Below are 25,316 nucleotides of genomic sequence, written 5' to 3'. Positions count from 1 at the left end.
AACCAAATTAAATTGATTAACGTTTAATCATAATAATTTCTGGGCACAATAATTAGATTCTGATTCAATCACTTGAAAGCTCTTAGTAAATGTTAGACATGTTACATATAGCCCAGAATGATATAGCTAACACTTACAGATTTACAAAATTTGGGAAGTCGATAAATGAAAATACAGTGTATTGGTGCAGGCCCTGCTGGATTAGTATTTTCCATTCTGACAAAAATACATAATCATCACCATGATATTGTTATATACGAACGTAATTTATCAGATGTTACAACTGGGTGGGGACTTACTCTTTCTGAACCCATTTTACAACAATTGGCCAATATTGACCCTATTATTGTTGAACAATTCAGACTTCATATTTTAACGTTAAACCATGTTGATATTCATATTCAAGGAAAAACGATCCGTTCATCTGGACAACGACTTCTCGCTATCAGTCGATTAAAAATGATCAATATTCTAAGAAAAAGAGCACAGGATTTTGGTATCAAAATTCATTATAGCTCTTCATTAGAAGCTGAAGATCTTATTAATCCTCCCACTGATTTGACTATTATTAGTGATGGTTCCAACAGTAAGGTAAGACACCAGTTAAAAAATAAATTCAATACACATATTCATGAAGGAAAGAACCTCTACTTATGGTTAGGAACCTCACAACTATTTAATAATAATTTTAATTTTATTTTTGAACAGACAGAAACAGGCTGGTTTTGGGCACATTGCTTCAAATTTGAGGAAAATTGTTCTACATTTATTGTTGAATGTACTTATGAAACTTGGATAAAAACAGGTTTTTCACATATGGATGAAAAACAAACCATTATTTTTCTTGAAAAAGTATTTCATCGACATTTATATGGTCACCCATTGAAAATTAATGACATATGCCGAGAAAAAGCCTATTGGCGCCGCTTTGTTTCACCAATCAGCAAATACTGGCATCACGATAAAAAAGTTTTGCTAGGAAATGCGGCTCATTCTACACATTTTTCTATCGGTTCTGGAACAAAATTAGCAATAGGGGACGCAATTGTATTAGCGGAAAATCTAAAATCATGCAATGAATTGAATTCAACCTATCTTACTCATTATCAACATCGCCGAGAAAGTGAATCATACAATTTACATATAGCAGCAAGAAATTCTCAATCGTGGTTTGAAAATATTGAATCCTTTATTTCAAATGATCCTTTACAATTTTCTATATCTCTACTTTTGAGAAGTGGTAGACTATCATCAGATGAACTATCCGTAATCCTACTAGAATAGTAAATAGAGGTTATAATGAATTATGTCAAAATATCACCTAAGATAATAAATCCTTTATATAAGTGTTATGATGAAATACAAAAGTCTGAATTGGATCATTCAATTATTCTTTTGGTTGAAATGCGAGCCTCACAAATTAATGGCTGTGCATACTGTTGTAGACTCCATGCGGAAATGGGTCGTAAGTTAGGTATAGAGGAAGAAAAGCTGGATAAGTTATCAGGTTGGTTTAATTCTGATATCTATAATTCGAACGAAACATTAGCATTGGAGTGGTGTGAAGCAATAACAATAGGCCTTAGGAAAAAAGAGCTTAATGCTATCAGAGCACGCCTTGAAAAAGCTTTTTCAGAAAAGGAAATCGTTGATTTGACTGCAGCCGTATCAGTAATGAATGCCTTAAATAGGATGGCGATAAGCATCGGAGATAATGGGTAATAAACTATTATTTTTTAAAAAGTTACTTAATATATGTAACCTTAATTATACATCATTCACTTACTATTGTATTTTTTAGGCACAGGTGCTAGATAAGGATTATTATCTAGCAATTGTGCAAGCATTTGATAAAAATCCACTGTTGATATTCCAAGTTACAATGGTTAAAAAATCGATATCGTTGTAATTACTCAATCTCTCCCATCTTATCCACGTTGAATAACGTCAAAATTTCTTCCCGTAAACCTTGCGATGAATGCTATCGTGAGTATAATGCGCGACGATTTGCAGGGAGAAAACATGAAAGATTGCGCCGTAAAGGCTGTTAAAAAACATCAAGCTAACAAAACACTGTCTGCTGGCAGCGTAAGCGCATTGTTTTTCCCATTGCTTAACCAAACATTTAAAAAGCCCCTCAATTGAGGGGCTTTTTTTTGCCTGCCGAGTCCAAGGCTAGAAGTCATAAAAGAGGAACGTAAACATGGCTAACCCGTTATATCGCAAGCATATCATTTCAATTAATGATCTGAGCCGCGCAGATCTGGAACTGGTATTGCAGACGGCCGCTGCATTGAAAGCCAATCCACAGACTGAGTTACTGAAACACAAGGTGATTGCGAGTTGCTTCTTTGAAGCTTCAACGCGCACCCGTCTCTCTTTTGAAACCGCTATTCAGCGACTCGGCGCTTCCGTAGTTGGCTTTGCTGACAGTAGCAATACCTCATTGGGTAAAAAGGGAGAAACTCTGGCTGATACTATTTCTATCATCAGCCAATATGCCGATGCTATCGTCATGCGCCATCCACAGGAAGGGGCGGCACGATTGGCTTCTGAGTTCTCCGGTCATATCCCAATTATTAACGCCGGCGATGGTGCAAACCAACATCCGACCCAGACTTTGCTAGATCTGTTCACCATTCAGGAAACTCAGGGCAGACTGGAAAACCTGAAAATCGCCATGGTTGGTGATTTGAAATATGGCCGTACCGTCCATTCGTTGACACAAGCACTGGCAAAATTTAATGGCAACCATTTCTGTTTTATCGCTCCAGATGCATTGGCGATGCCAAGCTATATCCTGCATATGCTGGAAGAAAAACAGGTAAGTTACAGCCTTCACCATAATTTTGAAGATATCCTGCCTGAACTGGATATTCTGTATATGACCCGTGTCCAGAAAGAGCGTCTTGATCCTTCAGAATATGCCAATATCAAGGCTCAATTCGTTCTGCGAGTGGCGGATCTGGTGAATGTCAAAGAGAACCTGAAAGTACTGCATCCGCTGCCACGTATTGATGAAATCACGGTAGATGTTGATAAAACACCATATGCTTATTATTTCCAGCAAGCAGGAAACGGTATTTTTGCCCGTCAGGCATTGTTGTCGCTGGTATTGAATGAAGATGTTGTCATAGCTCACTAAAAGAATAAACAGCCATTAATATTATGATTGAGGTAATTACGTCTTAGTCATAATATTCTTTTCTTCAAGAAAAATTTTATTTATTTCACCTATTATTACTTATCTAAATTTCCTATCACGTTAATAAATATAACAAATAGAAACAATTAAGATCCCAATAATTAATTTCAAGTATACGTGTATTGGAAGCGCTTTTCTTATTTTAACTCGAAGTGAATTTTGTACAGGAAGTATAGTGATTTTGAGCATACTTCACGACTAGAACAGATTTTTTGATATTAAGCCCAGAAACTGACACATTAATTGTCGGGATAAAGCCAACAACCCGCTTCTGCGGACGTTATCAGCATCTGAACCGTCAAGGGTGCTGGATCGTGATGATCCGTTTGCAGATAACGGGGGAGAATGGCATTAGGAAGAAAAAGAATCCCTGTGTTCGGAAAACCGGTCATATCCACGTTCAGTTTCTCAGTGTATTCCTCCAAAAAATCATAAGCATCTTCAGGTACAACGCAATAGTCGCTTGTGCTTAAAGAATCCTCATCTGACATTTCCCAGAAATGTTGTTTTATAAGCGCCCGCACATCATCAACTTTGTTCATACTAATGATTCCCCCCTGAGCCAACGACCAACAAATGTAGCAAGACTGGTCGTATAAGCCCACTTGCCTTTCAACAGTTGTCCCCATGTAATGGTCTTGCGTCTCGTATTGAACTTGTGATGAATGAGTTTGCGGCTCGCAACGGAAAGAGGGCTTGTACCTTTGGTCGCGCCACCTCCTGCCTTACCAGGCGCGTCTAACACTGGTAAACTCGCCAGCATCGAAGCAATAGCTACTACATCAACAACAGTAAACTGTTTTCTAAGTTCGTCTAAAATGAGCCAAAAAATTAATTCAGTCTTATCAACATACATGCCATCAAAATAATATCTACCACAGAAAATCTCCACGGGTTGCTAATTTCCTCCCAGTTTTCTCAAAGGCTTCTTTAACCTCTTTGAACGCTTCTCGTGAATCTTCATGATCATAATAATCAGTAAATTTAAAGCCGTAGATAATTCCATCCAGTTTGACTTCATCTACTAATTGTTTAAGTTCAGTTAATTGCCCGCGTATATATGTCCATGAAAATACTTTGCCAAATTTATTTGATTCAACACCTTCTTTTAATTCTTTTTTAATTATTTCAAATTCAAAACTTAAATCTGGATAACCATAATCCATCACCTGCTTTTCTACTGGTATTGTATTTTTGCTGTTCATAAATATGGATAAGACTTTTTCATATTCTCCACTAACAGAAACAGCTTCTCTGCCATTCACCCCTTTAGTAATGACATCCCAGGCTCGTTTATAAGAAGTTAACTCAAAAAGAACTTTAACTTCATTAACCTCAAGAATATTTCTAGCTAAATCTCTTAACATTTCTATTGATGCTATATGACTTGGATCTGAGATATAGTCAGGATTTTTTATATCTAGCCAGATAAAACAAATTTGCTTATTTTTATCATTCTTAATAACAGAATTAAAAATGTCTTCTAATTTATCGCCTACTGAAGCTGGCAAGCCATCATGATCAGCCCACCATCCCTTTTTCCATGCCGTACAGTCTATCTCAATAGCATTAGCGCCATGAGCTATAGCAGCCCTTACACTTTTTTCTGTCAGAACTCGGTGGGCAATTGCGTAGAATGGTTTATTCATTTCCATAATAACTCCTTATATATTAATAGCCGAATAAAAATAAAATTGATTTCATTCAGTATTTTTCGAAAAAATACTTCACCAAAGCTATTCATCAGAACAATTTATGTAATTTTTTGAATAAATACATCCAACATTGCGTGAATAACTTCATATTGAAATCCATTATTAAATGTATTTAATATTTTATTCATTTTTAAATTTACTGAGTATGATTTTATCCGAAGCATTCTACAATCTAATTCTTAATCTCGTTGATTATTCATTTAAAAAACAATTAAGTCCACATTAATCTTATGTATTTTACTCTTACGAAGTGAAATTTAATCACTGAGTTTTTTATAATTACTGTTCCAAGATTTTTTCAAATGATTAAATCAGACACCAGTTTTGAGGCAGAGGAAATAGATAATTATCATGGTACAATATTGATTATAGCTGTATAGCTGTGTACTAACCAGCTCGGTTTTTAATGATGAAGATCGTATCGTTATCTTCAAAAACCGAGCCTGAATCGACGTGCTTATGACTAACTGATTTTAACTACAAGCATCTTATACAAGACGCTGAGGCTCAGATGCTTCCTGTTCAGTAAGGGATAATCTCACTGGTACAGATTTAGAGGTTGGAGTGCCTGTGCCATCACCGATACTTTCCATTGGCACTAATGGGTTGGTTTCTGGGTAATAAGCAGCAAGGTTTCCGCGAGGAATGGTGTAAGGAACCAGCTTAAAACCAGAGATTTTGCGCTTAATACCGTCATTCCATACTGTCTCGATATCTACCAGATCGCCAGCCTGATATCCCGATTGGGCAATATCTGCCGGATTCATGAACAACACTTCCCGCTGACCATAGACTCCGCGATAACGATCATCCAGTCCATAAATCGTGGTGTTGTATTGGTCGTGCGAGCGCAGGGTCTGCAACGTGAAAGGAACATCAGTGCCTTCAATTTGCGGGAATAGTGTTTTTGGTAACGGAGCATGGCTGAATTCAGCTTTTTTGCTTGGTGTAGCAAAACGTAATTCAGCCGCAGCATTGCCAAGATAGAAACCACCGGGGTGTTCGCATTTTGTATTAAAGCTATCAAATCCTGGAATGGTCGCTGCAATGTGATCGCGAATTTTATTGTAATCCCCCGCTAATTCCAGCCAGTTAATCGTCGCGGTATTACCTACTGTCGCATTGGCAATGCCTGCAACAATCGCGGTCTCAGAACGTTGGCTATCAAATAGCGGTTTGTTCACTCCCTCTGAGGCATGAACCATGCTGAAAGAATCTTCTACCGTCACAAATTGCGATCCTGTAGCCTGAATATCTCGTTCGGTACGACCTAATGTCGGCAGAATAAGAGCACCTTTTTTACCGGTAATAAGATGACTCCGATTTAATTTTGTGCTGATGTGCACGGTCAAATCACAGTGCTTGAGAGCTTCTTCTGTTCGTGGGCTATCCGGAGCTGCTGCCGCAAGGTTCCCACCCAGTGCGATCAACACCTTAACTTCATCACGCAACATGGCATTCAACGCTTTCACAACATTATGACCATGAGCACGAGGTGGCTCGAAACCAAAATGGGCTGCCATGTTATCCAAGAAAGGTTTGGCAGGTTTCTCATTAATCCCCATTGTCCGATTACCCTGCACATTACTGTGACCACGCACCGGACAAAGCCCCCCACCGTGTTTGCCCAACTGACCAAAAAGTAATTGAAGGTTGACGATTTCACGCACAGTAACCAAAGAATGTTTATGCTGAGTTATCCCCATTGCCCAAGTACAAATGACGCGCTCAGCGTTTTGGTAAATAGTTGCCGCCTCGCGCAATTGTGCTTCAGTCAATCCCGATTGCTCCTCGATAAATGACCATTCAGTTGCAGCGACTTCTTGCAAATAAGCATCCACCCCTTCGGTATAAGTTGAAATGAATTCCAGATCAAAAATACCTGATTTACCTTCGACCAGCAGAGTGTTATGGGTTTCCAAAAGTGCCTTCACAATCCCGCGCACTGCTGCCATATCTCCGCCAAGTTTAGGCTGATAGTAACGGTGGCTAATTTCCCCTGCCATTGGGGTGATCACTTCGAGCGGTTTTTGTGGATCAGCGAAACGTTCCAAACCGCGCTCACGCAGAGTATTAAATGTGACAATGCGAGCGCCATGTTCAGCGGCATGCCGCAAGCTATGCAACATCCGTGGGTGGTTTGTACCGGGGTTTTGTCCGAATATAAAGATGGCATCAGCATGATCAAAATCTTGCAGCCGAATAGTGCCTTTCCCAACTCCCAAACTTTGCAACATGCCGTAGCCACTGGCTTCATGGCACATATTGGAACAATCAGGGAAGTTATTTGTTCCCACCACGCGACCAAACAATTGATACAGCCATGAAGCCTCATTACTGGCGCGCCCAGAGGTATATAGTTCAAGCTGATTGGGGTTATCCATTGCCTTTATATGGCTGGCTATCAGGGCAAAAGCATCATTCCAGCTAATCGGCTCATAATGATCCGTTTGCGGATTATAGCTCATCGGATCAACTACTCGCCCTTGATATTCAAGGAAATAATCACTTTGTTGGTAGAGTTTATTCACGCTGTGAGTTGCGAAGAATTCCCGATCAACATGCCGACGAGTCGCTTCCCAAGTGACTGCTTTGGCACCGTTTTCACAAAAACTGAAAAGGCTTTTATTATCATCTCCCCACGCGCATCCGGGACAATCAAAGCCTCTGGGCTTGTTCATGCGCATCAGGTTAACCATATTTTTCAGGGCTTGTTTACTATCAAAGACAAAGCGGGTTGTTGCCTCCAGTGAACCCCAGCCACCAGCAGCCGCGTGGTAAGGTTTTATTTTTGATTTGAATTTCATAAAAATCTCTATTTTTTATGTCGTGGTCAACACAGACTGACCACAGGATTTGCAGGTGAACCAATAACGCCGATTTCATCCATTGGCGGCTTACCACCGATATAATCGTAGGGGCGGACCGAGTAGTCATACTTCGCGATATAATCAAAAAACAGGCGATGACCACTTTTTTATAATCATACTCCTATCCATCCGTTATGGTAGTTATCCCGTAGTTATACAACGAAAAAACCGAGCTATTGCATGAGTGACACATGTGGATAGCGTTGTTCACGATGTTTAGTAACGGTCATGAATAACGACAATAAATAACGACAATAATGTGATGGAGATCAAATATACGATATCAGAGGTCAGGTGGTGAGTAAGGCTTCTATTTTAATTCGAGGGTAAAGGTTTTTCTTATGGTGCTAAAGAATTTCCATGCGGTTCATATATGAGCCTATATAAATATCATCCTGACAAATTCCAGCAGATAAATAATTGCACTTAATAAACATGAAAGAGCTATAGAAATAAGTATTTTTTCAAATCTCCTATTCAAAATCTGATTTGATAACAATTTAAAATATAAATATTAAATTATATCATTAGGTTGCATTCATTATATCAACACAACCAAATATTGACATAAACATTAATCAAGTAATTTAATAAAACCCTATGTTATTATTTGCATTTGAAATCATTGCAATATTCTCTTTTATTATGAGTATAAAGATCAATTACTCGTTATGTTCAGCAAGTAAATGTTGAACATAACGAGCAAAAACGCTATTTCTTGATACAGAATTCACTCTTCCCATCATACAGATATGATTCCTTTCTTTCATATCCCTTCCTTAGTATGTCCAACACAAACGCTAAATTCCCCTGATGCTGAGCACTTGTATTACTAAACCCTAATAGATAAGATTAGGTTATGAATATCAACGCACGATAATATATTATCAAAGAGATGATATAATGCAAGAATCGAACAATAAAAAATCAACCGAAGCTGATACTCTGTTATCCAACATCGCACAAAATATTGATTTTTTAATGAAAAAAAACAATATAGACCCGCAAACCCTGAGCAAGTTGACAGGTCTGGGAATCGCGACTATTAATAGCCTCAGACGTGGTGTCGGAAACCCCACTATCGCAACTATTTCATCCATTGCGGATGTATTTGGTGTAAACCTTGGTGAAATTACCGACAACAAATTGTATAAGTCAAATGAAAATGAAGAAATTATTTCAACAATACCTCTAATTCGTTATGGTGACTTGGATAGCTATATAGCCGGAAAAACAGTTAATACAAATTTATATAAAATAAGTATTAATAGTCATCATGAACACTCTCTTTTCGCAGTAGAATTTTCAAATAACTTATTATCTCCGTACTTCGACAGCAACACGATTGCCATTGTCTCCAAAACCGAAAGCTTTTGTGACAGTGATGTCGTTCTCGTCAAAATTAAAGATGCTCCGATTTGCTTTAGACAAATTTTTGTAGGTGAAAGTGGAATTTATTTTTCTATATTAGGGATTGAAAACGAACCTAAAACTATATTAACTCATAATTACACAATAATTGGGGTTGTGATTAAATCAATTAAAAAATTAAAATAGGATTTTCATCATGAGTAAAATAATTGATTTTTTCAAAAAAACATTTAAACCTCGTTATATATATAGTTTACAAAAATTCGAGCCAATAAAAGAAAATGGATTTTATATATTAAAAGAACTAGGTACTCATACATGTATAAAAGCCACTGCAGAAGATATTTTTGATAGTGATTTATTATATAATATAAACCCTGTTGATATTATATTCATAACTCGGTTTGAAGAGTATGATATGAAAGAGAAACAGAAATTTGAAATAATAGAAGAAAGGAGAGATCTTTCATTCACAATACAGAATGCTTATTCTCGCAGAGAAATAAGTGGAAAGGAATTACTGATAGATCAAAATATAGTAGATAAATTAGATCCAACAAACCTTGTAAAAATAGCCTATATGTCTGGATTAAAAGACGGAAGAAAAATTTCTGATGAAATCTCAAGAACAGAAAAAATTAAATCATCTAATCCCGCGAAACTAAAGGTAATAAAGTGACACACTCTTATCCTAATAAAACAAAATTCAAATATGATTCCCTATTTGTTGCTTTATCTGTCACAATAATGGTGACTTGTGATGTTCTCGTCTATAAAACGCTAGACTTTGGTGGTTTTAAGATCACGTTCAGTGGGATCTTATTCTCTTTTTATTTCCTAATATCTACAATTCAGACAGAAGTTTATGGATATCGGCAAGGAGTCAATACTGTTTGGATAATAGTTCTATGCCAATCAATTTTTGTCATGATTATCTTTGCCGCATCACATGCACAACCAGAAAACAATCAAATATCAATGAATTTTAACGCACTGTTTGGGGAATTCTGGCGAGTAATGGTAGGAACATGGACTTCTGTGCCTATTTCTTATTTTATAAACGGATTCGTCATATCTTCTTTAAAAAAAGTTTTCCTTGGTCGATTTTTTTTCATCCGATATATCATTGCGTCAATGATTACTCAAGCAGCTCTTCTACTATCAGCATACCCCATAAGCCTCTCTTCAAAATATAGCTTTAATGAATTAGTAACAATAATTGCAACAACATGGTCTTATAAAGTCATCATGTCCATCATTCTTCTACCGATAGGCATCCTCTTAGCCGATAAAATAAAAAAATTAGAATCAACTGATATTTACGATTGGAACATATCATACAATCCATTTCTTTTCAGAGGTAATAAAAAATGAAAGTTATTCACTTAACAGACATACATTTGACCCGAAACCGCGATCAAAAAATGTTTGATGTAAATCCTTATGAAAATTTTGATTTTGTTTGTGATGAAATATACAGAATAAAAGCACTCACTGAAATAGAGTTAATTATCGTATCCGGCGACATTGCACATGATGGAGATGTTGAAGCCTACAGATATTTTTTGCAAAAAATGGAGTTACTAAAAACGCCTTATATAGCGATACTGGGTAATCATGATCTCAAGAGTAACTTTGACATCACTCTCTCAGAAGAACAATATCAGTATATTCTCAATTCCCGAGAGTATAAAAATAAATCCTGGCATTTTATTTCAGTCGATACTGTTGTTGAAGGAGAAGATTTCGGTTTGATATCCGAAGCTAACTTGACTGAATTAGAAAGAAAAATTATTAAAAACAGCAATGTTAATATCGCCATATTCATGCATCACCATGCTATTCCCGTAGGTACACCAATTGTAGATAGCTGCATGTTAAATAATGGCGAAGAATTATTGGCTCTTTGTGAGAAATATAAGATTAAGTTCATCGGCAGCGGGCATGCACATACTGCACGTGTTTGGCATCATAATACGATGACAACATGTGTTGCTCCCGCTGTTGTATTCCAATGGCTACCGGGCATAAATACCGTCAAGATATCAAAAGGCTTTGGTTTCAACATCATAGATTTTTCATCTGATGTATCCATAACATCGTGTATTTATTAATGTTGATTCCCTCTATTTTTCAAGTTGCAGCGCTGTTAGCTGCGCTTGTTCATCCCACTATTTCATCCCACAACAAAATAAACAAACGTCCCTACATAGTTGCCAATCACATACCCGACTGTACCAATCACCATTATCGGGCCGACCAGATTGATCCAACCACGGCTGATTGCCATTGCGGCGGCGGTAGTTGGCCCGCCGATATTGGCATTACACGCCAGAATGCTTTCCTCAAGACTGAATTTAAACACTTTGCCCACAGCAAAAGTCAGGATCAAGTTGATCATGGCAATTACAAAGACAAAGGCAAATAGCAGTGGCGCATGACTGATGATGGCTTGAATGGAAGCAGGTATGCCAATCACCACAAAGAACATATAGATGGCATAAGTACCCAATTCCTGAGCACCGTTCAGTTTGCTGAATGTCCTTCTAAATATCGAGACGATAATAAAAGTGACAGTAGTAAGCAGCAGATATTTGTCGGAAATCAGACTGAAAACCAGTTCTTGATAAATGTTGTTTGGTTGTCCAAGCAGGCTTTTTAGCCATGATGAAAGATAAAATGACAGTGCGACAATAAAAATCGACCATGCCAGCGATGAGGCAATGTCTTTCAGGGCAATATTTTTTGGTTTCCAATAAGCGGCTGCCAATGGCTGGGACTTATCCAAATCAGGCGTATTTTCAACCATGTCAGTATAGGGGCTGGCCCAGAATTTTCTCGCCACTCCCCAGCCGGATAAGACCATCAGGATAATAAAATAAGCTGCCATCATAAAATGATCAGCAACGATGGTCGATGCTACCATGCTTTGGGAAGTTTCCAGCTTGGCAGCCATTGCCGCAAAGTTAACACCTCCTCCTGTGTAAGAGGCGGATATCATGCCACTGATTTTATCTAATTCGGGTATGTAGGCCCTGAAAAGCCAGAAAGAAACGATCGCGCCAATCATGGTAGCAATGGAAGAAATCAGAAAAATTACCAGTAACCGCCCGCTCTCTTTAAAAATGCTGTGCAAATTAGTTTTGAATAATAATAGAGGGATCGCCAATGGCAGGATGTACTCCCAGACAGCATCGTAAGCCGGTGCTGCAGTAGGAATAATATGTAAATTGGAAGCAAAGACCGCAATTATCAATGCAATCACAGCTCCCGGTATTTTAGATGCCCATTTGAAATGCTGCTCAGACATTATGGCGGCAGCAACAGCAATCATAATAAAAGCCCAAAGCATTAATGAATTATCCGCTGCAATCAATGTGGTTTTCATTATTTATCCTGATATTTAACAAATAAAAAATAAGATATTTACTCACTGATTCATTAAAGCATTTACTTATTAAAAGCGTGGAACTTCATCTATTGCACCATAAATGGCAGTCCGGTTTTTATAAAATGCCCATATGGAGTTACCGTAATCAAAATGCCACCATTCAGTCGGTAAATTGGTGAACCCCACTTGCGTCATGGCTTGATACAGTAATCGGCGATATAACGTGGCTGGCATATTTTTTTCTGGCTTTTTTTCTAATGCTGCAGTGTAGGAAAGTTCACTCACTTCATCAAACTCTGTTCCCAAAAACAGTGCGTGACCAGATTCCATATCGAAGAGTGTAATATCCACTGCTCCTCCCGTCAGATGCGGGCTGATTTGATTTTTTCCTATAGGCACCGGAGCCACAAATTGCCGTAATAGTTTCTGCTGTTCTTCAGCGGATAATTCAGTATATTGAGCTGCTATCTTTGCCTGTGTTTTATCTTGCAATGCCTGCTGAGTTTCCCGTGAACGCCAACCATCCAATACTAAAATCCCTAAATGGGTAGGAAGTAATTGCGATGCCATCCCTAATTTTTCAGCCACGCTTTTTCTCACCATGCAATATTCAATAGAGCCTTTTATTCCCTCAATATAATAAACTGGTGTTTGCTTTAATTTATCTGAATCAGTAATTTTCTCTAAATATTCACCACATTCATAAATAGGAATTTCATTAATTATTTTCCAATCAAAATCTTTCGTTACTGGGATTTTTTCCACAGAATTTTTTTTCAGATCTATATTTTCAGAAGAAATAGAGAGCAACATGTTCGACCTTACGCTGTAATATTGAAATGCAATCATTTAAATAACAATATATTTACAGGTTAGCAACGCAACCGAAAACCATCAAATTTTATTTATTTTCTACCATTGAATTGAATCGCTTTTTAAATTAAATCGTCTTTAAAATTAAAAAGTTAATCAGATGAAATGCCAAATAGTCTGTGACAAAATAAACCCATTTCCTTAATCCCCTAATATCTGGAGGAGGAATACCGAAACGGTATTCATGACACAACATGACACAAGACCATCAATTACAAGTAGAAGCTATCAAATGTGGCACGGTTATCGATCACATTCCGGCTCATGTCGGTTTTAAGCTATTGTCTCTGTTCAAACTTACCGAAACAGACCAGCGCGTTACCATTGGCCTGAATCTACCTTCCAATCATCTGGGTAAAAAAGATCTGATCAAGATTGAAAACACCTTTCTGACAGAGCAACAAGCAAACCAGCTCGCCATGTATGCGCCACACGCGACAATCAATAATATTGAAAATTACATTGTAGTAAAAAAGATGCCTATCAATCTGCCAGACCAGATCGACAGTATCCTTGTTTGCCCGAACAGTAATTGCATCAGCCATAATGAACCCGTCGACAGCAGCTTCCATATCACGTCAGAGAAAGATGATGTAGTGTTGCGCTGTAAGTACTGTGAGAAAGAGTTTGATCGTCAGGCCGTTATTGATAACGATTAATCCCAGTTCAAGCAATTAAGAATGTCCTGTATCAATTGATGCGGGACAGAGGATCACTATAATAGCGATCCAGGAAATTTTTCCATTTAGACGTCAAACAGGAGTTTCTAATGTCACGTTCTATCCATACCGAAAATGCACCAGCAGCAATCGGCCCTTATGTTCAGGGCGTTGATCTGGGCAGCATGGTTATCACTTCCGGTCAGATCCCTGTTGATCCAAAAACCGGTGCCATCCCTGAAGAGGTGACCGCCCAAGCCCGTCAATCTTTGGAAAACGTTAAAGCTATTATCGAACAATCTGGCTTGAAAGTGGCTGATATCGTAAAAACCACGGTCTTCGTCAAAGATCTGAATGACTTTGCTGCTGTGAACGCAACTTACGAAGCATTCTTCGCTGAACACAATGCGTCATTCCCTGCCCGTTCATGTGTTGAAGTTGCCCGTCTGCCAAAAGATGTGAAAATCGAAATCGAAGCGATCGCCGTTCGTAGCTAATTTGTCGTTCCTTCAACCCTGATAACTCCGGTATCAGGGTTGTTAGCCCCGTCTTGTGTCCTCTTTTCCTTTCTTGATAACCTTCTCTTTCTTTGTCCCAGATCAAGTTTTTAGGTTGTATATTAGCTTAAATTATCTATATATTGTGTTTAAATAAAAACAAACCACTACATGTAGTGATTGGCAGATGGTATTTATACACAAGATTATCCACATCCAAACAAAAACGAGCATTCCTGCCATTTTCGCCTGTGGATAACATATTGAGGAGCCATATCGTGAAAATGGTTGTGACGCAGCAGGATGACCGCCAAGTTAACGTTAGTAGAAGCAATACCTGTGAACAGACTTCCCATGAATGGCATGATCGACTGGATCAAGAAATTCGTGGCCTGATCGAGCAAAACAATTTCTCTCTGCTCAATGAAAACGCCAATAAAGACAGTAAGGTCATCCCAACCCAGCGTGATTTATTGGCGGGAATTGTCGCTCGACAATATGCCAAGCAGCATATGTTACCGCATGATGTAGTGCAGGCACATGACAAAGGCGAAATTCACTATCATGATCTGGATTACGCCCCGTTTTTTCCTATGTTTAATTGTATGCTGATTGATCTACAGGGTATGCTGACCAACGGCTTTAAAATGGGCAATGCGGAAATTGAACCGCCCAAATCCATTTCCACCGCCACTGCTGTCACCGCTCAGATCATCGCGCAAGTTGCCAGCCACATTTATGGTGGTACAACCATTAATCGCATTGATGAAGTCCTCGCATCTTTTGTAACAGCCAGTTATGACAAGCATCTGGCCATTGCCAAAGAGTGGAATATTGCAGATCAAGTAGCCTACGCAGAAGCTCGCACAGAAAAAGAGTGTTATGACGCCTTCCAGTCTCTGGAATATGAAGTCAATACGCTGCATACCGCCAATGGACAAACGCCGTTTGTCACTTTCGGTTTCGGGTTGGGAATAACAAAAGAATCCCGTCTGATTCAAATCTCGATTCTGCGCAACCGCATTGCTGGTTTGGGGAAAAATCGCAAGACTGCCGTTTTCCCCAAACTGGTTTTTGCCATTCGCGATGGATTGAATCATCGGTATGGTGATCCTCACTATGACATTAAATTATTGGCACTGGAGTGCGCCAGCAAACGCATGTATCCCGATATTCTCAATTATGATCAAGTGATCAGGGTAACGGGGTCGTTTAAAACGCCAATGGGCTGCCGCAGTTTTCTCGGCGTTTATGAGGAAAACGGTCAGCAAGTTCACGAAGGGCGCAATAATTTGGGCGTTATCAGCCTGAATCTGCCCCGTATTGCACTCGAAGCCAGAGGTGATGAAGCTGATTTTTGGCAACTTTTGGATCAGCGTTTGTTGCTCACAAAAAAAGCACTAATGACCCGAATTTCTCGCCTCGAAAATACTAAAGCTCGCGTTGCCCCGATCCTTTATATGGAAGGTGCTTGTGGTGTACGTCTGAAAGCCGATGACAATATTGCCGATATTTTTAAGCAAGGTCGGGCTTCTGTCTCATTGGGCTATATCGGTCTCCATGAAACGATAAACGCGTTATATGGTAATCATATTCATCTCTTTGATGATGAACAGCGCCAACAAAAAGCCATTTCCATTGTTAAACACTTACATAAAGCAGTCGATCAATGGAAACTGGAAACGGGCTATGGATTTAGTTTGTACAGCACGCCAAGCGAGAATTTATGCGATCGCTTCTGCCGTTTGGATGCCGCTGAATTTGGAATGATCCAAGGTGTTACCGATAAGGGCTATTACACCAACAGTTTCCATCTTGATGTGGAGAAGAAGGTCAATCCCTACGATAAACTGGACTTTGAAGCACCCTATCCACCATTGGCAAACGGCGGCTTTATTTGCTACGGTGAATATCCCAACCTGCAACATAATTTGAAAGCATTGGAAGATGTCTGGGATTACAGCTATTCACGCGTGCCTTACTATGGCACCAATACCCCAATTGATGAGTGTTACCAATGCGGTTTTACCGGAGAGTTTGCCTGTACCAGTAAAGGGTTCACCTGCCCCCAATGTGGCAATCATGATTCAGCCCATGTTTCAGTTATTCGTCGTGTTTGTGGTTACCTCGGCAGCCCGGATACCCGCCCATTCAACACAGGTAAGCAGGAAGAAGTAAAACGCCGCGTGAAACATCTCGGCAATGGGCAGGTCGGTTAATGCCATGAATTATCATCAATACTATCCGGTTGATGTGGTGAATGGCCCAGGAACCCGTTGTACGCTATTCGTGTCAGGTTGTTTGCATCAATGCCGTGGCTGTTACAATCAAAGCACGTGGCGGCTCGATTCGGGCCAGCCTTTTACGCAGCTAATTGAAGATCAGATCATCACTGACCTGAACGATAGCCGTATTAAACGACAAGGTTTGTCATTATCTGGCGGCGATCCTCTGCATCCCCATAATGTTCCCAGCGTGTTGCGACTGGTTAAACGTGTACGAGAAGAATGCCCAGATAAGGATATCTGGCTATGGACAGGCTATATCCTCAATGAATTAAGTGAAGTTCAACAAGAAGTGATCAGTTATATCCATGTTGTAGTGGATGGGAAGTTTGAACAAGCGCTGTATGATCCGTCGTTAATTTGGCGAGGCAGCCATAATCAGATCATCCATTATTTAAGATAGAGAATGATCTAAGATAGAAAATGCCCTTAGTGATCAGGCATCGGCATTAACGCTGCCAATGCAATTTTTTGCCAAAACCGAGGGTGTTATTCACCATTTTGATTTCATTTATATTGAGCTGCCAGATTGGGGATTTGGCTGTGAGGGCGATAGGAAAACGGCGGCAATAACGCGTTCTGGCGATACTTTCGGCTTCACCTGTCAACGGAATAACTTCACCACGAAACTGAACACCTTTGATTTGCGCGATGTTACGTCTTTGACCAGCAACAGTACCTGCAACGATAGGATTGTTTTGCATCATCTGACCGTGGCGGGTATCTGATTCAGTCATAAACCAGAATGCCATGCTATCCGCATCAAAGACATAAAAGCAGCTAGCGCACCATAAATCTTGAGCTGAAAAAGTACAAAGTGTGAATACATGTTGCTTGGCGAGATATTGACAAATCATTAAAATTTCTTTATTTAAATTCATATATTTCCATACTGTTATTTTATTCAAATACTAACAGAACACGACTGGATTTCTACCCAGTTACATGTTCTGTATTTGACTAAATAAACCAAGAGTTTTGTATAGAAATACTATAAATTATTTATAAATTTCGGCAACTCCGTTGAGTTGGTTTTGACCCGTTGCAGAAATAACGCGGAAATATGTCGCACCAGCTTTTTCAGCTTTTTTGGATAACTCTGCGGTCAAACTATCTAGTGTAGCTGCACCGTTAACTGAAACAACACCAATTTTATCTCCCTTAGCAACTTGAACTTCAGTAGCAGCAAAAGAACCGACTGAAACCGCACATAATGCCAAAACTGCGACGATATTTTTTACATTTTTCATATTTTGCTTCTCTGCTAATTTTAAAAACAGGATGAATACCTCGTATTTGTGAGCATGTTATACGCTTATTCAGGATATGATAATTAGCAATTACTGCTATAATCATTCAATTTATTTGAATATAAAACACTACTACTAGTTGATAAATGACATATAATCCAAACAAATTCATTTATTTATGTTAACAAAACATCAGAAAACCAACTTAGAATCACACTGATAATTATGTTTATAACTGAAACATAATTTAATTTCCTAAAGAAACCAACTGGTTTAATTTATTAAAATAAATAATGAATAGTAAAGAATCTAACTGGTATATCTACCTGATCAGAACACGGGACGGATTACTATATACTGGCATTACCACAAATATATCCCGTCGATTTATGCAACATACGGCTGGAAAAGGCGCAAAATTCCTGAGAGGAAAAGGTCCCTTGACGTTGGTTTATCAAAGTCCGGTCAGAGATAAGGGAATGGCACTGAAAGTGGAATATCGCGTGAAAAAACTGAGTAAACAGCAAAAAGAAAGGCTGGTTATTGACCAGCCTCTATGCATAACGACTTATTTAATAAAAATCGGTTTATCTGAGAAGCTTTTCACTCAATCAGAGAGTTCAGCAAAAGAAGCAATCACTCAGACAATGACCACAGGCTATCAAAATGGGCAGGGTAAGTAACCAGTCCATGACAATCCCTCTGTGAAATATCAGCCAGGGTGTAGATTAGAAAGTAATCCTCACAATCAGGCCATTGGCAATACAATTGATATTCGTTGGCAAGTTTAAAACCCAAACGGTGGTAGTATTCATAATCCCCCAGCACCACGACCGCTCCATAACCAAACTCGTTCAGACTATCCAGCCCTTCATAAATCAATTTTTCACCAAGCCCATGACTACGATACTGTTCTGCTACCGCCAATGGCGCCAGGCCAACCCACTGATGATCTTCGCCATTGATATCAACAGGTGCGAAACCGGCATAGCCAATCACATGGCCTTCATCGTCGGTCGCAACAATACCCAGTGTCAATAAACCATCTTCTCTTAGTTGATGAATTAACTCAGCTTCTGCCGATGTTTCAAAAGATTGGCGTAACAAACGATCAATCCCCATAGCATCGACAGGAATTTCGACCCTGATTAACATGACGATAACGCGCGATCGTTCTGATCTGCGCCCTCTTTCTGTCCCGCTTTGCTAAATTCAGCCAGACGCAATAAACCAAAGCGAAGAATGGGTGGTATAGATTCCAGTTCGATGGAATCCATAAGATTTTTCACGTGTAGTCCCAATTCTGTATTTTCTCCAACTCGTAAACGATGCTGAAGCAACAATGTATCAGGATTTTCCTTACGAGCAGCAATAAGGATGAAATCGTTGAATGCCTCTTGAAATTGCCAACCAAGAAATCGCTCCAGCACCTGGCGCTGTAAGATAAAAGGAGTTGCTTTTAATGGGAAGCGCAGTAATGCAGGCCCTTGATTTATTAAATGGGAGTGGATTTTATTTAACACAGCTCAGACTCCTTCTCGTGCAAAGTGACGCGTATTCTGCCAAAATCCTGCTGTATTTCCCGATCATATATCAAGAATCGATAATAAATCCCTTATCACAAAACGTCTACAGGGCAAACATCGTCAAAAGCTATTTTTGCGGGGCTTATCCATAGTCATCGTAGCGAGAATCATACATGATCTTAAAATCCCATTGTGGCATTTGTACAAAAATCACCCCAGACCAATTCGTCGCTGATAAGGCATAGATGGAAACCTTCGGACATGTTTTCTAAGGCTGCCAAACCACGCAAGCTGACGCTTTGGAAGTTATAGTTTTTTCCAAATAAACAAGCTTAAGGTGACGAAGGTATTTTCGATAATGGCACCAATGACGTTAATGCGGCCTTTTGCGTGCCAGTCATGCGTACCAAAACAGCGTAACCCTTTTTCCGAATATCTATGTTGACGTGGCATCGACCGAGCAAAACCACTTTCATCCAAATACACAATCGGCCTGCCAGTCCATTCATAGTCGCTGATGCGCTCGATAAATGCCTGACGAGCCTGAAGAGCAGCGCGAGGGTGTTTTAACGTTTTTTTTATGGGTGATCCGAAGCCGTTTCAAGGCGTAATGAATAGCCGATTGTGAGACACCTAAACGTTTTGCTCTTTCCCATTGATAGTCATCGGGAAAGTTTTGGACATCCGCAATGAGCACCGCATCAGGGATTTTCGTGGCGGGTTTATCGCGGGTCATGCAAGGTTCTATCTTATTGCACCACCGAAACAAGGTGCGCATGGAGATTTCAAAATGGGCACTCGTTTGTTCGAAAGTCAACGAATGCTTGTCTTTGTATGCCAGTACTCTCTTTCGAAAATCTAAACTGTAGCCCATCTCGTGTTATGCCTTGTCGTCTAGGGTTTAGGTATTATGTCATATTAATATGATTTGGCTATATCAACTTCTTCGATATAGCGTTGTAATGCCTCTTCACGTCCAACCTCATATTTTTGTTCAAGCTGAGTTATCAACCTTTCAGGTTTATCGTAGATAGAGGTATGAATAAAAGCAGGAGAGATAACATTGGAGCGAATTCCATATTTTCCAAACTCCCGTGATATCACTTTAGATAGCGTTAGAATTGAAGATTTCAAAATACTATAATCAGGGAGATTCAAATTTGGCATTAATGCTGCTTCAGAAGCTATGTGGAGTAAAATACCCTTTTTCTGATTACGCATATAAGGTAATACACTCCGAGCCATTCGAATATAGCCAAGCAGATTGATTTACTAATGCGGCATTATTAATCAGGATATCTATCCTTCCAAATTTATTGATGACTGTATTAATAAGGCCATCAATATCTGAAGGATTTCCGACATCAAACTGATAAGGAAATAGATTTTCCCCTCCCTGCAATTCATAAAGTTGCTCCAGGTTAATATCTCCTCCTATAACATATGCCCCCTCTTTTAAAAATTCAGTAGTAGCGGCAAGCCCAATACCTGAACCTGCTCCAGTGATTATGACTATTTCACCAACTAAACTACGCTTCATGGGCATCTCCAGAAATTAATTATATGACCTATATGCGATTTTGCAGAATATAAATAATATCTAAATCACAAAAACATAATCAATAATTGTAAAGCACAATGAACAGTTCTGCTGTCCTTGCATAAGAAATTACACTATTATTTCCTGTGTGTTTTTTGATCTTGCACAAATAAATCTTTAATTATATTTTAGCATTAATGGCTGAAAATTAATTTTATATATTGCTATACAAACAATGAGTATACATTCTTGGGTCGTTTGCAATAAAAAAGGAAAACGAAAATAGGCAATAGATCATAGCAAATAGTTAACCAATAATATTCTCTTATATTTTATGCTGATTTTATTTTAATCAGGAAAATAGCATCCAAACAATACAAATAAGAATGATAACCATTTGTTTTTACTTAATTAATAAGATAAAACATGTTTTGAATATTAGAATAATACCTGAATTAGCTAAAGCAGCCATTTTTTCTCCATTCTCAGTTTTATTGATAATGATTGATAGTGAAAGTTATATTGATCAATAATTGATTTTATGTTGGAATAAAAAATCTTACAAATGCAAAATACTAGATCAATAGCCTAGAAGTTAACTATCAATCAGAATTTGTTAACTATTTTGTAATGTCTCAAATCAGGTAATGCCGTGTTGTCATTCTTTTATTTCGTCACTATCTGGCGTTTTTCTCCCTGGTTACACGACTCATGGCGAGTAGTAAATAGAAAGTAATATCCTGAAATGGATAGGTTTACTGCTGGCTATCACCTGATGTTTTTTTATTGTTACAGGTTTATAGCTATGAACAAAAAATTCGATAAGCCGTGGCTACAGAATCAGCAAGAGTTGTTGAAACGTGTAGCTTGGGTGAACATTATCACCCAACTTGTGCTTCCCATTGCTGGTGCATTCACTCCCGCTATCGCTACAGCCAAAACACATTCAACTTTTCAAAATGAAAAATGGGCTTTACCAACAGAGCATTATGTCCTGAAATCAGGAGAAACAGTCAATTCTGTCGCCAAACGTTATGGCTTAACCGTCTCTGACTTAAAAAAAATCAACCAGCTGCGTACTTTTGATAAGCCTTTTACCGCACTCGGCGTTGGTAGTGAGATTGATGTCCCAAAACCTCGAAATAATAAACTTCTTCCCTTTAATTATTATTCATTACAACAGTCATCATTAGAGCGATCTTCATTAGACAAGGCTCCGATTACAGTAAAAAAGGCCTCGACTACAGATACTACAGACGAAAACTCTAAGCGCCTGGCTGAAGTTTCCTCTCGAATTGGTCAGTTGCTGGGCAGTGACGACATTAAAAATAATGCAATGAGTCAATTAAACAATCTGGCAATGGGAGAAGCCAGTCAGCAAATCCAAAATTGGTTGGGACGCTACGGCACAGCTCGTGTGCAAACTAATATGGATAGTCATGGTCATTTGGATAACAGTCAGTTTGATATGTTGCTGCCACTGTATGATACCCCTCATCAGCTGGTTTTCATACAATTCGGCCTTCGCCATATTGATAAGCGCAACACCATCAATATCGGATTTGGACAACGTCAGTTTTTTGACGGTTGGATGCTGGGTTACAATGCTTTTTTCGACCACGATATCACTGGTGATAATAGCCGACTCGGCCTTGGCGCAGAATATGCCCGTAATTACCTTAAATTGTCTACGAACGGCTATTTTCGTTTAAGTAATTGGAAAGAATCGCACCTTCTGGCCGATTATGATGAACGCCCCGCTAATGGATTCGACCTGAAAGTACAAGGCTATTGGCCTTCTTTACCACAGCTCGGTGGTAAGTTGATGTATGAACAATACTTCGGAGATGAAGTTGGGCTAATAAATAAAGGCCACCGCAAAAAAGATCCTTCCGCCTTCACTATCGGGATTAATTATACCCCTATCCCATTACTGACTTTCGGTATTGACCGTAAACAAAATATGTCCGGTAGCGGAGATACTCAGTTCAATATGGAGCTGAATTATGAAATAGGCACACCGTGGTCAAAACAAATTGATCCGGATGCAGTAGCAGCCAAACGTACCCTGCAAGGCAGTCGTTATGATTTGGTTGAGCGCAATAATCAGATCGTTCTTGAATACCGTAAACGTGAAGTGATCTCTCTGGCGATGGATAATCAGGTTATCGGTCATGCGGGTGAGATTAAGCCCCTCCGTATCAGTGTCAACAGCAAGTATGGGTTTAACTATATCCAATGGGATGCCACAAGGCTGCGGGCCAATGGTGGGCAGATCAAACACAAGAGTGACCTTAGCTATCTGCTGACCCTGCCAAAATACCAATCTCAAGGCAATAATAGCTATATGGTGGGGGCCATTGCTTATGATAAGCGTGGTAATGCTTCCAAACGAGTAGAAATTCAGGTGCAAGTCCTCCCAGAGAGAATCAATAATGATAAATCAACTTTTACCACAAAAGATACAGAACTACTGGCTGATGATCATTCCACCACTATCCTGACGCTAACCTTAAAGAACAAAGATAACCATCCAGTCAGCGGTATTGCTTCAGATATCAAATTGCTCACCAATGTATTAAGTGGAGAAGGCAGCGATCCAAAAATCGCAACACTGAAAGAAACGCAACCGGGTGTTTATCAATCTCTGCTTATTGCCGGTAAAAAAACGGGGATCCTGAAAGTTACGCCGAAAGTGTACGGAATAACTATCAATCCCGTAGAGATCACATTCGTGCATCCCGATGCACCAATTGTCAAAAATTTGACCATAACCGGTAAGTTAGTTATGGGGCAAAAACTGAGTGCAACCTATAATTTTTACGCTAATCATGGGGATACAGTTGATAAATCCCGTTATGTATGGAGTAACAAAGGCAGTATTGATATTAGCAAGGGTAATACGATTACCGAGTCAGGCAAAATCCCTGACTATACACTGACACAATCAGATGCAGGTACAGTGAAAGCACTTGCTGTGCAAGCACAAAACGGGCTGGGCCTCATTGGGAATACCCAAATCGTTGATAGCAGCATGGGAAGCGGGCAAGGCAATTATACTCATGATGGCGGTAGAGGTGGCACAGTCCGAGGACTCGCCGACAAAATCACGATTACGATGAGTGCCAATAAAGTTAAAAAAGATGAGCCAATCACCTTGAAAATCAAAACACTGAATCATGGGAAATTCGTCCGAAATGTAGCTGTAAATCTTAAAGCTATCAAAGCGCTAAACCGCCAGAATGAGTCTCAGAAGATCTCGGTATTGCTCAATGATAAATTAGGTATGTATCAGGATTTCAGCGATAACCAAGGTATTCTGCCTGTCACCGTGACCGATCCAAACGGACTTGGAGTGAAGACAACGCTGTCTGCCAAAGCGGATGGCAGCGCTGCGCCTGAATCGGAAGATGTTATTTTCACTGTGATTACCAGCCCAGACGTTCCAGATGCAAACTTTTGGGGACACATGGCTGAAACGATAACTCTACATGGAATCACGTTTAGACGACCACTATTACAAGTAGAGGCAGAAAAAGGCCATAGAGTAGGAAAGGCCACGCATTTTGAGCATGGTGAATTATGGCATCGCCGTAGCAATAAAGGCGCATTCTCATATTGTCAGGGCATAATGCACGCAAAACTACCGACAAAAGGTGAGTTGATCAACCTGAGTCAAGTCTATGCGGGTAAAATACAAGATATGTTTGGCTGGCCAGACGGTCGCGCCTATCGTTCTTCAACGCCGGGAACAGACCCAAATGGGGAACAGGGACAAAAAGATAAAAGACCAGTAACTGGATATTATTCGATGACCATCGATCACTACAATCCACATGTCATCTCAGATAATACCTTCGATTACGTTAGCTGCAAGAACTAATTCCATTCATTTCTTAACAAAAAATCCGTCCCGATAAGGGGCGGAGCATCCTGCCTATATTGATATCCTTCGTCTTTCGAATTACTTTTTGTTGACTACGTTCATTCAATCGTCACATAGAAAGCTATGGCTTACCATCTTATTGCCGCCTCAATACAACTTGAAATTTCGTGAGAATAAATACGTGCTTCTACCGAAGTTTCTTGACTATATAAAAGTCTATTGACGACATGAAATTCAACCTTTGATAA

Annotated in this window: 25 protein-coding genes and 2 pseudogenes; 14 read left to right on the top strand and 13 right to left on the bottom strand. The window is 39.3% G+C overall.

Annotation, left to right across the window (positions count from 1 at the left end; all coding sequences use genetic code 11):
- The first annotated feature begins 165 nt into the window (after positions 1-165).
- The 4 genes from PSI23_RS01640 to pyrB all read left to right on the top strand — a co-directional run bounded on the left by PSI23_RS01640 (position 166) and on the right by pyrB (position 3,145).
- Positions 166-1,284, top strand: coding sequence for an FAD-dependent monooxygenase (locus PSI23_RS01640; protein WP_273553423.1), 1,119 nt, complete (start codon positions 166-168; stop codon positions 1,282-1,284).
- Between the two features lie 15 nt (positions 1,285-1,299).
- On the top strand, positions 1,300-1,722 hold the full coding sequence (locus PSI23_RS01635) for a carboxymuconolactone decarboxylase family protein (RefSeq protein WP_273553422.1): 423 nt from the start codon (positions 1,300-1,302) through the stop codon (positions 1,720-1,722).
- 300 nt (positions 1,723-2,022) lie between these two features.
- Complete coding sequence (locus tag PSI23_RS01630) at positions 2,023-2,145, top strand: hypothetical protein (RefSeq protein WP_273553421.1); 123 nt, start codon at positions 2,023-2,025, stop codon at positions 2,143-2,145.
- A 58-nt stretch (positions 2,146-2,203) separates the two neighbouring features.
- Complete coding sequence (gene pyrB / locus PSI23_RS01625; protein WP_273553420.1) at positions 2,204-3,145, top strand: aspartate carbamoyltransferase; 942 nt, start codon at positions 2,204-2,206, stop codon at positions 3,143-3,145.
- Positions 3,146-3,444: 299 nt separating this feature from the next.
- Here the strand turns inward: pyrB and PSI23_RS01620 are convergent, their stop codons facing one another.
- The 4 genes from PSI23_RS01620 to PSI23_RS01605 all read right to left on the bottom strand — a co-directional run bounded on the left by PSI23_RS01620 (position 3,445) and on the right by PSI23_RS01605 (position 7,727).
- A complete protein-coding gene (locus PSI23_RS01620) occupies positions 3,445-3,747 on the bottom strand; it encodes a DUF1493 family protein (RefSeq protein ID WP_273553419.1) in 303 nt (100 codons plus the stop codon).
- On the bottom strand, positions 3,744-4,061 hold the full coding sequence (locus PSI23_RS01615; protein ID WP_507232772.1) for an STM2901 family protein: 318 nt from the start codon (positions 4,059-4,061) through the stop codon (positions 3,744-3,746). Before PSI23_RS01615 ends, PSI23_RS01620 begins: the two co-directional genes overlap by 4 nt.
- 16 nt (positions 4,062-4,077) lie before the next feature.
- Positions 4,078-4,860 (bottom strand): PI-PLC domain-containing protein, encoded by a 783-nt coding sequence (locus PSI23_RS01610; RefSeq protein WP_273553417.1) that lies wholly within the window; start codon positions 4,858-4,860, stop codon positions 4,078-4,080.
- A gap of 548 nt (positions 4,861-5,408) precedes the next feature.
- On the bottom strand, positions 5,409-7,727 hold the full coding sequence (locus tag PSI23_RS01605) for an FdhF/YdeP family oxidoreductase (RefSeq protein WP_273553416.1): 2,319 nt from the start codon (positions 7,725-7,727) through the stop codon (positions 5,409-5,411).
- Positions 7,728-8,693: 966 nt separating this feature from the next.
- Between PSI23_RS01605 and PSI23_RS01600 the strand changes: the two genes are divergently transcribed.
- The 4 genes from PSI23_RS01600 to PSI23_RS01585 are packed head-to-tail and all read left to right on the top strand — an operon-like array spanning position 8,694 to position 11,275.
- Positions 8,694-9,347 (top strand): helix-turn-helix domain-containing protein, encoded by a 654-nt coding sequence (locus tag PSI23_RS01600; RefSeq protein ID WP_273553415.1) that lies wholly within the window; start codon positions 8,694-8,696, stop codon positions 9,345-9,347.
- 10 nt (positions 9,348-9,357) lie between these two features.
- Positions 9,358-9,840 carry a hypothetical protein gene (locus tag PSI23_RS01595; protein ID WP_273553414.1) on the top strand — a complete coding sequence of 161 codons (483 nt, stop codon included), beginning with the start codon at positions 9,358-9,360 and terminating at the stop codon, positions 9,838-9,840.
- Positions 9,837-10,535 carry a VUT family protein gene (locus PSI23_RS01590; protein WP_273553413.1) on the top strand — a complete coding sequence of 233 codons (699 nt, stop codon included), beginning with the start codon at positions 9,837-9,839 and terminating at the stop codon, positions 10,533-10,535. The genes PSI23_RS01595 and PSI23_RS01590 overlap by 4 nt, the downstream gene beginning before the upstream one ends.
- Positions 10,532-11,275: a metallophosphoesterase family protein gene (locus tag PSI23_RS01585; RefSeq protein WP_273553412.1), complete on the top strand. Its 744-nt coding sequence runs from the start codon at positions 10,532-10,534 to the stop codon at positions 11,273-11,275. Before PSI23_RS01590 ends, PSI23_RS01585 begins: the two co-directional genes overlap by 4 nt.
- A gap of 62 nt (positions 11,276-11,337) precedes the next feature.
- Here the strand turns inward: PSI23_RS01585 and PSI23_RS01580 are convergent, their stop codons facing one another.
- A complete protein-coding gene (locus tag PSI23_RS01580; RefSeq protein WP_273553411.1) occupies positions 11,338-12,549 on the bottom strand; it encodes a DUF819 family protein in 1,212 nt (403 codons plus the stop codon).
- Between the two features lie 69 nt (positions 12,550-12,618).
- On the bottom strand, positions 12,619-13,317 hold the full coding sequence (locus tag PSI23_RS01575) for a M15 family metallopeptidase (RefSeq protein WP_273553410.1): 699 nt from the start codon (positions 13,315-13,317) through the stop codon (positions 12,619-12,621).
- A gap of 302 nt (positions 13,318-13,619) precedes the next feature.
- Between PSI23_RS01575 and pyrI the strand changes: the two genes are divergently transcribed.
- The 4 genes from pyrI (at position 13,620) to nrdG (ending at position 17,269) form a co-directional block, all read left to right on the top strand.
- Complete coding sequence (pyrI, locus tag PSI23_RS01570) at positions 13,620-14,084, top strand: aspartate carbamoyltransferase regulatory subunit (protein ID WP_273553409.1); 465 nt, start codon at positions 13,620-13,622, stop codon at positions 14,082-14,084.
- A gap of 110 nt (positions 14,085-14,194) precedes the next feature.
- Entirely contained in the window at positions 14,195-14,581 is a 387-nt protein-coding gene (ridA, locus tag PSI23_RS01565; protein WP_273553408.1) for a 2-iminobutanoate/2-iminopropanoate deaminase, read from the top strand.
- Positions 14,582-14,859: 278 nt separating this feature from the next.
- Complete coding sequence (nrdD, locus tag PSI23_RS01560) at positions 14,860-16,800, top strand: anaerobic ribonucleoside-triphosphate reductase (protein WP_373567269.1); 1,941 nt, start codon at positions 14,860-14,862, stop codon at positions 16,798-16,800.
- 4 nt (positions 16,801-16,804) lie between these two features.
- The gene (nrdG, locus tag PSI23_RS01555; protein ID WP_273553407.1) at positions 16,805-17,269 is read left to right on the top strand and encodes an anaerobic ribonucleoside-triphosphate reductase-activating protein; all 465 of its coding nucleotides are present in this window, start codon (positions 16,805-16,807) and stop codon (positions 17,267-17,269) included.
- Between the two features lie 46 nt (positions 17,270-17,315).
- Here the strand turns inward: nrdG and PSI23_RS01550 are convergent, their stop codons facing one another.
- On the bottom strand, positions 17,316-17,747 hold the full coding sequence (locus PSI23_RS01550) for a YhbP family protein (RefSeq protein ID WP_273553406.1): 432 nt from the start codon (positions 17,745-17,747) through the stop codon (positions 17,316-17,318).
- Between the two features lie 117 nt (positions 17,748-17,864).
- On the bottom strand, positions 17,865-18,116 hold the full coding sequence (gene bhsA / locus PSI23_RS01545; RefSeq protein ID WP_273553405.1) for a multiple stress resistance protein BhsA: 252 nt from the start codon (positions 18,114-18,116) through the stop codon (positions 17,865-17,867).
- Positions 18,117-18,409: 293 nt separating this feature from the next.
- Here bhsA and PSI23_RS01540 point away from each other — a divergent pair.
- Positions 18,410-18,694: pseudogene (locus tag PSI23_RS01540) on the top strand (GIY-YIG nuclease family protein); the annotation flags it as partial.
- Between the two features lie 58 nt (positions 18,695-18,752).
- Here PSI23_RS01540 and PSI23_RS01535 read toward each other — a convergent pair.
- The 5 genes and pseudogenes from PSI23_RS01535 to PSI23_RS01515 form a co-directional block, all read right to left on the bottom strand.
- Complete coding sequence (locus PSI23_RS01535; RefSeq protein WP_273553403.1) at positions 18,753-19,271, bottom strand: GNAT family N-acetyltransferase; 519 nt, start codon at positions 19,269-19,271, stop codon at positions 18,753-18,755.
- Positions 19,265-19,639, bottom strand: a complete 375-nt coding sequence (gene ubiT / locus PSI23_RS01530) for a ubiquinone anaerobic biosynthesis accessory factor UbiT (protein ID WP_273553402.1) — start codon at positions 19,637-19,639, stop codon at positions 19,265-19,267. The genes PSI23_RS01535 and ubiT overlap by 7 nt, the downstream gene beginning before the upstream one ends.
- A 309-nt stretch (positions 19,640-19,948) precedes the next feature.
- Positions 19,949-20,128, bottom strand: a complete 180-nt coding sequence (locus PSI23_RS01525) for a hypothetical protein (protein WP_273553401.1) — start codon at positions 20,126-20,128, stop codon at positions 19,949-19,951.
- A gap of 19 nt (positions 20,129-20,147) precedes the next feature.
- Complete coding sequence (locus tag PSI23_RS01520; protein ID WP_273553400.1) at positions 20,148-20,516, bottom strand: IS630 transposase-related protein; 369 nt, start codon at positions 20,514-20,516, stop codon at positions 20,148-20,150.
- A gap of 44 nt (positions 20,517-20,560) precedes the next feature.
- A pseudogene (locus PSI23_RS01515) lies at positions 20,561-21,182 on the bottom strand (SDR family NAD(P)-dependent oxidoreductase).
- A gap of 805 nt (positions 21,183-21,987) precedes the next feature.
- Between PSI23_RS01515 and PSI23_RS01510 the strand changes: the two are divergent.
- Positions 21,988-25,065 carry an inverse autotransporter beta domain-containing protein gene (locus PSI23_RS01510; protein WP_273553399.1) on the top strand — a complete coding sequence of 1,026 codons (3,078 nt, stop codon included), beginning with the start codon at positions 21,988-21,990 and terminating at the stop codon, positions 25,063-25,065.
- The last annotated feature ends 251 nt before the right edge of the window (positions 25,066-25,316 follow it).

Source organism: Xenorhabdus yunnanensis, assembly GCF_028598805.1.
Taxonomy (GTDB): domain Bacteria; phylum Pseudomonadota; class Gammaproteobacteria; order Enterobacterales; family Enterobacteriaceae; genus Xenorhabdus; species Xenorhabdus yunnanensis.
The sequence above is the reverse complement of the archived record's forward strand: the minus strand, read 5'-3'. Positions and strand labels throughout refer to the sequence as shown.

Bases quoted from the DNA above. Each gene is read 5' to 3' on its own strand.
- bhsA (WP_273553405.1), bottom strand. From the start codon at position 18,116: ATGAAAAATGTAAAAAATATCGTCGCAGTTTTGGCATTATGTGCGGTT.
- ridA (WP_273553408.1), top strand. From the start codon at position 14,195: ATGTCACGTTCTATCCATACCGAAAATGCACCAGCAGCAATCGGCCCT.
- PSI23_RS01635 (WP_273553422.1), top strand. From the start codon at position 1,300: ATGAATTATGTCAAAATATCACCTAAGATAATAAATCCTTTATATAAG.
- PSI23_RS01605 (WP_273553416.1), bottom strand. From the start codon at position 7,727: ATGAAATTCAAATCAAAAATAAAACCTTACCACGCGGCTGCTGGTGGC.
- nrdG (WP_273553407.1), top strand. From the start codon at position 16,805: ATGAATTATCATCAATACTATCCGGTTGATGTGGTGAATGGCCCAGGA.
- PSI23_RS01600 (WP_273553415.1), top strand. From the start codon at position 8,694: ATGCAAGAATCGAACAATAAAAAATCAACCGAAGCTGATACTCTGTTA.
- PSI23_RS01640 (WP_273553423.1), top strand. From the start codon at position 166: ATGAAAATACAGTGTATTGGTGCAGGCCCTGCTGGATTAGTATTTTCC.
- PSI23_RS01610 (WP_273553417.1), bottom strand. From the start codon at position 4,860: ATGGAAATGAATAAACCATTCTACGCAATTGCCCACCGAGTTCTGACA.
- PSI23_RS01620 (WP_273553419.1), bottom strand. From the start codon at position 3,747: ATGAACAAAGTTGATGATGTGCGGGCGCTTATAAAACAACATTTCTGG.
- PSI23_RS01550 (WP_273553406.1), bottom strand. From the start codon at position 17,747: ATGAATTTAAATAAAGAAATTTTAATGATTTGTCAATATCTCGCCAAG.
- PSI23_RS01580 (WP_273553411.1), bottom strand. From the start codon at position 12,549: ATGAAAACCACATTGATTGCAGCGGATAATTCATTAATGCTTTGGGCT.
- pyrB (WP_273553420.1), top strand. From the start codon at position 2,204: ATGGCTAACCCGTTATATCGCAAGCATATCATTTCAATTAATGATCTG.
- PSI23_RS01595 (WP_273553414.1), top strand. From the start codon at position 9,358: ATGAGTAAAATAATTGATTTTTTCAAAAAAACATTTAAACCTCGTTAT.
- pyrI (WP_273553409.1), top strand. From the start codon at position 13,620: ATGACACAAGACCATCAATTACAAGTAGAAGCTATCAAATGTGGCACG.
- PSI23_RS01585 (WP_273553412.1), top strand. From the start codon at position 10,532: ATGAAAGTTATTCACTTAACAGACATACATTTGACCCGAAACCGCGAT.
- PSI23_RS01535 (WP_273553403.1), bottom strand. From the start codon at position 19,271: ATGTTAATCAGGGTCGAAATTCCTGTCGATGCTATGGGGATTGATCGT.
- PSI23_RS01520 (WP_273553400.1), bottom strand. From the start codon at position 20,516: ATGGGCTACAGTTTAGATTTTCGAAAGAGAGTACTGGCATACAAAGAC.
- PSI23_RS01630 (WP_273553421.1), top strand. From the start codon at position 2,023: ATGAAAGATTGCGCCGTAAAGGCTGTTAAAAAACATCAAGCTAACAAA.
- PSI23_RS01510 (WP_273553399.1), top strand. From the start codon at position 21,988: ATGAACAAAAAATTCGATAAGCCGTGGCTACAGAATCAGCAAGAGTTG.
- PSI23_RS01615 (WP_507232772.1), bottom strand. From the start codon at position 4,061: ATGTATGTTGATAAGACTGAATTAATTTTTTGGCTCATTTTAGACGAA.